The 8,167-nt window shown below is 73.4% G+C and carries 7 protein-coding genes; 5 read left to right on the plus strand and 2 right to left on the minus strand.

The window, feature by feature from the left end; translation table 11 throughout:
- Positions 1-31 precede the first annotated feature (31 nt).
- The gene (locus VR45_RS27780) at positions 32-640 is read right to left on the minus strand and encodes a GNAT family N-acetyltransferase (protein ID WP_078896891.1); all 609 of its coding nucleotides are present in this window, start codon (positions 638-640) and stop codon (positions 32-34) included.
- 251 nt (positions 641-891) lie between these two features.
- On the opposite strand from VR45_RS27780, the gene secA reads away from it, so the two are divergent.
- Positions 892-3,654 carry a preprotein translocase subunit SecA gene (gene secA / locus VR45_RS27785; RefSeq protein WP_045942592.1) on the plus strand — a complete coding sequence of 921 codons (2,763 nt, stop codon included), beginning with the start codon at positions 892-894 and terminating at the stop codon, positions 3,652-3,654.
- A gap of 161 nt (positions 3,655-3,815) precedes the next feature.
- On the opposite strand, the gene VR45_RS44515 is transcribed toward secA, so the two are convergent.
- The gene (locus VR45_RS44515; protein WP_052709423.1) at positions 3,816-4,304 is read right to left on the minus strand and encodes an Rv3235 family protein; all 489 of its coding nucleotides are present in this window, start codon (positions 4,302-4,304) and stop codon (positions 3,816-3,818) included.
- 422 nt (positions 4,305-4,726) lie between these two features.
- Here VR45_RS44515 and VR45_RS27795 point away from each other — a divergent pair, with 422 nt between their 5' ends.
- The 4 genes from VR45_RS27795 to VR45_RS27810 form a co-directional block, all read left to right on the plus strand.
- Positions 4,727-5,878 carry a patatin-like phospholipase family protein gene (locus tag VR45_RS27795; protein WP_078896892.1) on the plus strand — a complete coding sequence of 384 codons (1,152 nt, stop codon included), beginning with the start codon at positions 4,727-4,729 and terminating at the stop codon, positions 5,876-5,878.
- Between the two features lie 175 nt (positions 5,879-6,053).
- On the plus strand, positions 6,054-6,563 hold the full coding sequence (locus VR45_RS27800; RefSeq protein ID WP_045942593.1) for a hypothetical protein: 510 nt from the start codon (positions 6,054-6,056) through the stop codon (positions 6,561-6,563).
- Positions 6,564-6,685: 122 nt separating this feature from the next.
- Positions 6,686-7,342, plus strand: coding sequence for an HAD family hydrolase (locus VR45_RS27805; protein ID WP_286163500.1), 657 nt, complete (start codon positions 6,686-6,688; stop codon positions 7,340-7,342).
- Positions 7,343-7,546: 204 nt separating this feature from the next.
- Positions 7,547-8,167: aldehyde dehydrogenase family protein (locus VR45_RS27810; RefSeq protein ID WP_045942598.1), on the plus strand; the 621-nt coding region annotated here is incomplete at its 3' end.

An 8,167-nucleotide genomic window follows, 5' to 3' on the forward strand; every position in this document is an offset into this window, starting at 1 on the left:
GGCGGCGGTGGCGGCGGTGGCGGCGGCCCGGTCAGTCGGCGAGGTCGCCGGGCAGCAGGGAGGCGATCCACGAGTCGTGGAACTGTCCGCGCTGCTCGGCGTACGCCCGCAGGGTGCCCTCGAACCGGAAGCCGACCTTGGTGGCGACCGCGCGGGAGCCGTCGTTGCCCACGTAGGCGAGCCACTCCAGCCGGCGCAGGCCGAGTTCGGCCAGTCCGTAGCGGGTCACCGCGGTGGCCGCCTCCACGGTGTAGCCGCGGCCGCGGAACTCCTTGGTCGCCCACCAGCCGATCTCGGCCACGTCGGTCCGCCCGGCGCGGAGCATCAGCCCCTGGGTGCCGACCAGTGCGCCGGACTCGCGCTCGAACACGCACCAGACCAGGTTCTCGCCGGTCCGCCAGCCGTTGAGGGCCAGATCGGACACGAAGTACTCGGCGTCGGTGCGCAGGTACGGACTGGGGACGACCGTCCAGCGCTGGATCTCCGGGTCCTGGCAGGCGGCGTTGATCGCGTCGATGTCCGACTCGCGCGGAGCGCGCAGGACGAGGCGCTCGGTGGTGAGGACGACGGGCTCGCGGGCGGGGTCGGCGGCGGGCGGGCCGGACTGCTCCCCGGCGCGGGGTTCGGGGATTTCTTCCATGGGCGGATTATTTCGTCCAGAGATGAATCCGAGCATCCGATTAACGGTCCTGGGCTCCCAACTCTCCGAACGGCTGCCCGGTTTGCCCCGGTGGGGAATGCTATCGGGGCATGTGCTCGCAGGGGTGACACGGGAATACCGTGCTGACGCACCTCCCGAGGCGTTGGGCTCCTCGCATACGATGGCCCGTGCGGTGGGGTGGATCCGCCGTGCAGTCGTCCAGTGCCAATACAGGCAAGGAGCCCGCTCACGTGTCCGTCTTCGACAAGATCCTGCGCGCCGGCGAAGGCAAGATCCTTCGCAAGCTGCAGCGGATTGCCGCCCAGGTCAACTCCATCGAAGAGGACTTCGTCAACCTCACCGACGCCGAGCTTCGCGCCCTGACGGACGAGTACAGGCAGCGGCTCGCCGACGGCGAGTCGCTGGACGACATCCTCCCCGAGGCCTTCGCCACCGTCCGCGAGGCCGCCAAGCGTGTGCTCGGCCAGCGGCACTACGACGTCCAGATCATGGGCGGCGCCGCGCTGCACCACGGCTACGTCGCCGAGATGCGCACCGGTGAGGGCAAGACCCTGGTCGGCACCCTGCCCACGTACCTCAACGCGCTCACCGGCAAGGGCGTGCACCTCATCACGGTCAACGACTACCTCGCCGAGCGCGACTCGGAGTGGATGGGCCGGGTGCACCGCTTCCTCGGCCTCGAGGTCGGCGTGATCCTCGGCAACATGACGCCCGCCGAGCGCAAGCGCCAGTACGCGATGGACATCACGTACGGCACCAACAACGAGTTCGGCTTCGACTACCTGCGCGACAACATGGCCTGGTCGAAGGACGAGCTCGTCCAGCGCGGCCACAACTACGCCGTGGTCGACGAGGTCGACTCGATCCTCATCGACGAGGCCCGGACCCCGCTGATCATCTCCGGCCCGGCCGACCAGGCGACCAAGTGGTACGCCGACTTCGCCAAGCTGGTGCTGCGCCTGAAGATCGACCGCGACTACGAGGTCGACGAGAAGAAGCGCACCGTGGGCATCCTCGAGGAGGGCGTCACCCGGGTCGAGGACTACCTCGGCATCGACAACCTCTACGAGTCGGTGAACACCCCGCTCGTCGGGTTCCTGAACAACGCCATCAAGGCCAAGGAGCTCTACAAGAACGACAAGGACTACGTCGTCATGAACGGCGAAGTCATGATCGTCGACGAGCACACCGGCCGTATCCTGGCCGGCCGCCGCTACAACGAGGGCATGCACCAGGCGATCGAGGCCAAGGAAGGGGTGGAGGTCCAGAACGAGAACCAGACCCTGGCCACCATCACCCTCCAGAACTTCTTCCGCCTGTACGACAAGCTGGCCGGTATGACCGGTACCGGTACCACCGAGGCGGCCGAGTTCCACCAGATCTACAAGCTCGGTGTGGTGCCGATCCCCACCAACAAGAACCCGCTGCGCATCGACCAGCCCGACCTCATCTACAAGTCGGAGCCGGCCAAGTTCGCGGCCGTGGTCGAGGACATCGCCGAGAAGCACGAGAAGGGCCAGCCGGTGCTGGTCGGCACCGTGTCGGTCGAGAAGTCCGAGTACCTGTCGCAGGAGCTGCGCAAGCGCGGCATCCCGCACGAGGTGCTGAACGCCAAGCACCACGAGCGCGAGGCGCAGATCGTCGCCCAGGCGGGCCGCAAGGGCGCCGTCACCGTCGCCACCAACATGGCCGGCCGCGGTACCGACATCATGCTCGGCGGCAACGCCGACCACCTCGCGGCGGCCGAGCTGGCGCAGCGCGGGCTCACCCCGGTGGACAGCCCGGAGGAGTACGAGGCCGCGTTCCCGGCCGCGCTGGAGAAGGCCAAGGCGGCCGTGAAGGCGGAGCAGGACGAGGTCAAGGAGGCCGGCGGCCTCTACGTCCTCGGCACCGAGCGGCACGAGTCCCGCCGGATCGACAACCAGCTGCGCGGCCGCTCCGGCCGTCAGGGCGACCCGGGCGAGTCCCGCTTCTACCTGTCGCTCGGCGACGACCTGATGCGCCTGTTCAAGGCCGGCATGGTCGAGCGCGTGCTCTCGATGGCCAACGTGCCCGAGGACGTGCCGATCGAGTCGAAGATGGTCACCCGGGCCATCGCCTCCGCGCAGACCCAGGTCGAGCAGCAGAACTTCGAGATCCGCAAGAACGTCCTCAAGTACGACGAGGTGCTGAACCGCCAGCGCGAGGTCATCTACGGCGAGCGCCGCCGCGTCCTGGAGGGCGAGGACCTGCAGGAGCAGGTCGGCCACTTCATGGACGACACCGTCGAGGCGTACGTCAACGCCGCCACCGGCGAGGGCTTCGAGGACGACTGGGACCTGGAGAAGCTCTGGACCGCGCTCAAGCAGCTCTACCCGGTCACCCTGGACCTGGCCGAGCTGGAGGAGGAGGCCGGCGGCACCGCGGGCCTCACCCCGGAGTTCCTCACCAAGGCCATCCAGGAGGACGTCCAGGCCCAGTACGGCGCCCGTGAGGACCAGCTCGGCGAGGAGATCATGCGCGAGCTGGAGCGCCGGGTCGTCCTCTCGGTGCTGGACCGCCGCTGGCGCGAGCACCTCTACGAGATGGACTACCTCCAGGAGGGCATCGGCCTGCGGGCCATGGCGCAGCGCGACCCGCTGGTCGAGTACCAGCGCGAGGGCTTCGACATGTTCACCGCGATGATGGAGGGCATCAAGGAGGAGTCCGTCGGCTACCTGTTCAACCTGGAGGTCCAGGTCGAGCAGCAGGTCGAGGAGGTCCCGGTCGAGGACGCCCAGGTGCTGCTCGACAAGCTGGAGAAGGACGCCCCCCGTCCGGAGATCAAGGCCAAGGGCCTGGAGGCCCCGAAGCCGCAGCGGCTGCACTACACGGCCCCCTCGGAGGAGGTCGGCGGAGGTGTGGTCGAGGGCGAGTTCGAGGACCTCGGTGTCGAGGACGAGGGCGACGGTCTGACCCGCGCCGAGCGCCGCAAGGCCGCCAAGTCGGCCAAGGGCCGCCGCCGCAAGAGCTGAGGCGGTGCCGACCGGTCCGGTCGGCCGCCATGCCGGGCGCCGCTCCCGTACGGGGGCGGCGCCCGGCGTCGTTCCCGGGGCCGCCGGGGGTGCAAGGGGTGCCGCGGCGGCGGCCGACCACGGGGTGGGCGGGGACGGGCGCGGGTGCGGTCCGGGGCGGCTCATCGGGCCTCCACGGCGGTGCACTGCCACTGGCCGGACGGCCCTCGCGGCTCCAGCCGGAACGCCACCATGTGGTGCCGGCCGCCGAGGTCGACCCGGACACAGGCCTCGACCGCGCCCGGCGCGGGCGAACGGTCGTGCACCGGACCGAGCCGCGGCCGCTCGCCGCCCCGCGTCCCGCGCAGGGTGCCGGCCCGGACCAGGGCGGACAGCTGGCCGTAGCAGTCCAGGGTGGTGTGGCGCAGCAGCTGTCCGGACGGCCGGGAGCCGGTCAGCACCTCGACCAGCCGGTGCGCGAACCGTGTGCTCAGGCCGCCCCGCGGGTCGTGGCCCGGTCCGTCGGCGCAGGCCGTCCTGGGGTGGCGGGGGCGCCGCGGTTCGGCGACCGCCCGGTGGTCCCTGGCGGTGCCGTGCGGGCGGTACGGGCGCGCCGACAGGACGGCGGGCGGGGCGAGCGGGGGAGCGGCGCGGTTCGGGCATGTGGTCATGGGCCTTCCTCGGAGCGGTGGGCGGGTCGGGGCCCGGGCGGGGCCGGTCGGCTGCTGCGGTCGGGGTGGAGCGTCGGGGTGATGCCGGTCGGGACCGGGTGGTGCGGGTGCGGACGGGTTCCTTGTTAATGGCCGTCCGCAGCGGGCTGCAACGGCTTTGCGAGGGGTGCCCCGGCCGCCGGAAAGTTCACCTATCCGGGTGAGTCGGCCCGTGCGGCGGCGGGTCCGGGACGAAGCCGCTCCGCACCGGGTTGACGCACCGGGAAGGGCGGGAAAGCCCGAAAGAGGACGGTCGGGTTCGCCAGGACGGGCGTTGCGGCCCGGGTCGGTCGACGCGCAGGATCGGAGACCGGAGCCGGATCGGCCGCCCGCCGCGCGCCCGCTCCGGACCAGCACCGCCCCGACGAGGACAGGCGGCCGGCATGACGACATGGGTATCCGGGACACGGCCGACGGCCCCGCGGGCCGCCGGCGCTCCCCGGCGCGGCCTGGTGCTGGGCGGCGGGGGCATGCTCGGCGCGGCCTGGACGGTCGGCGCGCTCTGCGCGGTGGAGGAGGCGACCGGGCGCCGGGCCGGTGACGCGGAGGTGGTGCTCGGCACCTCGGCCGGGGCGATCCTGGGCGCGCTGCTGGCCGCCGGGGTCGGCGCCGACCAGCTCCGGGACCACCAGCGGGGACTGCCGATCACGTCCGGGCCGCTGGCCGGGGTCGACTTCGACTACGACACGGCGGTCGGCGGCGCGCTGCCGCCGCGGCCCCGGGCCGGCATCGGCTCGCCGAGGCTGCTGCGGGACGCCGTGCGGCACCCGCGCGAGTACCCGCTGCTCACCCTGGTCTCGGCGATGGCCCCGCACGGTCGGGGCTCGCTGGAGCCGGTGGGCGCGCTGGTCGGCGGCCTGTTCGGCGGTACCGAGGCGGGCGCGGCGACGGGAACGACCGGGGAGGCCGGGCCGAGCGGCGTTGCCCCGGCCGGGCCCGCGCCGCTCGGCCTCGCCGGGCGCGCCTCGGCGCTGCGGGTCGTCGCGGTGGACTACCGCAGCGGCCACCGGGTGGTCTTCGGCGACCCGGACGCCCCGCCCGCCGGCGTCGGCGAGGCGGTGATGGCCTCCTGCGCGATCCCGGGCTGGTTCGCCCCCGTCCGGGTGGGCGGGGCGGACTACGTGGACGGCGGCTGCTGGTCGGCCACCAATGCCGACCTGCTGCTCGACCGGGGCCTCGACGAGGTCTACGTACTGGCGCCCATGGCGCTGTGGAGCGACCCGCCGGGGCGCACGCAGCCGGGGCACTCGGAGTCCGTCCCGGGCGCGTCCGGATTCGCGCGCGCCCGGCGCGGGCGCGACCTCCCACGCGGGGTGCTCGCCCAGGTGGTCGGCCGCTACCGCAGGGCGGTGACCCGGCAGCTGCTGCGCGAGGCCGGACTGCTGCGGGCGGGCGGCGTGCGGGTCCACCTGCTCGCGCCCGCACCCGCGGACCTGGCCGTGATGGGGCCGAACATGATGGACCCGTCCCGCCGGGGCCCGGTCCTGGAGAGCGCGCTGGACACCTGCCGCCGGGTCCTGGAGGCCACCCGCTGATCCGGGACGGCCGGCGGGACGGGCCCCGGAACGGCGGCGCGGCCGGCCGGCCCGGGAGGCGCGCGGGCCCGGCGGGAGGGCCGAAGGGTGCACGGGTGATCGCGGCGCCGCGTCCGGAGCTTATTCTTGGGGACGCTGGAAGCTGTGCCGCTGGACGAACCGGAGAGTGCCACCGATGCGCGTGTACGTGCCCACCACCCTGACCGGCCTGGCAGCGGCGCACTCGGGCGGCGCGCTGGAGCAGTCCGCGGCGTACGCCGTGACGCCCGCGCTGCGCGAGTGGTACGTCAGCGACGACCTGGAGGAGCTGGAGTACGCGGCGCTCAACCGCGCCGCCCAGTCCTCGCTCCGCCTGCTGGCCGCCGAGCCGGACGCCCCGCGCCGCCGGGTCGTGATCGCGCTCGACGTCGCCGACTCGGCCGTGACGCCGTTCCCCGGCGACGAGTACCAGGACCAGGCCTCGCTGGGCCGGGTGGTGCTGGCCGGGCCGCTGAAGCTGGCCAAGGCGGCCGCCGTGCACGCCGATGTCGCGGACCGCGACGTGGTGGCCGATGTGGCGGCGGCGGTCGGGGCGGTGACGGCCGCGGACGCGGGTGACCAGGACGCCCAGTTCACCGTGGACGGCGCCGAGGACCACGACCTGCTGTGGTTCGCCACCCAGGAGATCGCCGGCCTGCTGGCCTGAGCCCGCGCGTGAGTCCGCGCCTGAGCCCGCGCCTGAGTCCGTGCCGGGTCGTGCACCCCGGCCCACGGGCACCGTGAGCCCCGTCCTACCGGTCCGGCCGGGCCCGGCGCTACCGTTCAGACGTGCGCACTCATATCGTCTGGGACTGGAACGGAACGCTCTTCCACGACATGGAAGCGGTGCTCGGAGCGAGCAACGCCGCTTTCGCGACCATCGGCGTCGCGCCGATGACGCTGCAGGAGTACCGGGAGCAGTACGAGATCCCGATCCCCCGCTTCTACCAGCGGCTGCTCGGCCGGCTGCCCTCCGAGGCCGAGTGGCTGCGTCTGGACGAGGCGTTCCACGACCACTACCACCAGCTGAGCGCCGTCTGCGGCCTGACCGACGGCGCCCGTGAGCTGCTGGACGGCTGGCGGGCGGCCGGGCGGAGCCAGTCGCTGCTGTCCATGTACGAGCACGACCGGCTGCTGCCGGTCGTCGAGGGTTTCGGTCTGACCGGCCAGTTCCTGCGGGTGGACGGGCGCAGCGGCCCGGCCGGCGGGCAGAAGGCCGAGTACCTGGTCCGGCACCTGGCGGCGCTCGGCACGCAGGTGGACCCGGCCTGCACCGTGCTGATCGGGGACGCGGCGGACGACGCGCTGGCCGCGCTGGAGGCGGGCGCGCACGCCGTGCTCTACACCGGCGGCTCGCACACCAGGGAGAAGCTGGAGCCGGTCGGCGTGCCGGTGGTGGACAGCCTGGCGGAGGCGGTCGAGCTGGCCGGCCGGATCGCCGGCTAGGCGTTCCCCGGCATCGGACGGGCATCGGACGGGCATCGGACCCGTGCCGGCCCCGCCGCTCGGCGGAGGACGTGGCGCGCGCCACTCCACCGTTGGCGTGTCCGGGCGGGCGCGGCGCCCCCGGGCTGGTCAGGCTGGACGGGTGCCGGGCCCGTCGTCGGAACGGGCCGGCCGCCCCACCAGGAGCGGAGCCCGCCCATGCCCATCGACGCAGTCACCGACGTCCCGGTCCCGGGCAACGAGCCGGTGCTCGGCTACGCGCCCGGCAGCCCGGAGCGGGAGCGGCTGGTGCGCCGGCTGGACGAGCTGGCGGCCGAGCCCGTCCCGCTGCCGATGACCATCGGCGGCGAGCAGCGGTTCGGCGGCGGCGAGCGGATCGACGTCGTCCAGCCGCACCACCACGCGGCGAAGCTGGGTGTGCTGGGCAACGCCACCCGGGAGGACGCCAGGGCCGCCGTGGACGCCGCGCTGGCCGCCGGGCGGGAGTGGCGCGGGCTGTCCTTCGACGACCGGGCGGCGGTCTTCCTGCGCGCCGCCGACCTGCTGGCCGGGCCGTGGCGGGAGACGCTCAACGCGGCGACCATGCTCGGCCAGTCCAAGACGGCCCAGCAGGCGGAGATCGACTCGGCCTGCGAGCTGATCGACTTCTGGCGCTACAACGTCCACTTCGCCCGGCGGATCCTGGCCGAGCAGCCGGTCTCCTCGCCCGGGGTGTGGAACCGCACCGACCACCGCCCGCTGGAAGGTTTCGTCTACGCGATCACCCCGTTCAACTTCACCGCGATCGCCGGGAACCTGCCGACCGCGCCGGCGCTGATGGGCAAC

The sequence above is a fragment of the Streptomyces sp. NRRL S-495 genome (genome assembly GCF_000966955.1).
GTDB lineage: Bacteria > Actinomycetota > Actinomycetes > Streptomycetales > Streptomycetaceae > Kitasatospora > Kitasatospora purpeofusca.

What these genes read in the sequence shown, in the direction of transcription:
- VR45_RS27780 (WP_078896891.1), bottom strand. Translation starts at nt 640, where the DNA reads ATGGAAGAAATCCCCGAACCCCGCGCCGGGGAGCAGTCCGGCCCGCCC.
- VR45_RS44515 (WP_052709423.1), bottom strand. Translation starts at nt 4,304, where the DNA reads ATGACCACATGCCCGAACCGCGCCGCTCCCCCGCTCGCCCCGCCCGCC.
- VR45_RS27795 (WP_078896892.1), top strand. Translation starts at nt 4,727, where the DNA reads ATGACGACATGGGTATCCGGGACACGGCCGACGGCCCCGCGGGCCGCC.
- VR45_RS27800 (WP_045942593.1), top strand. Translation starts at nt 6,054, where the DNA reads ATGCGCGTGTACGTGCCCACCACCCTGACCGGCCTGGCAGCGGCGCAC.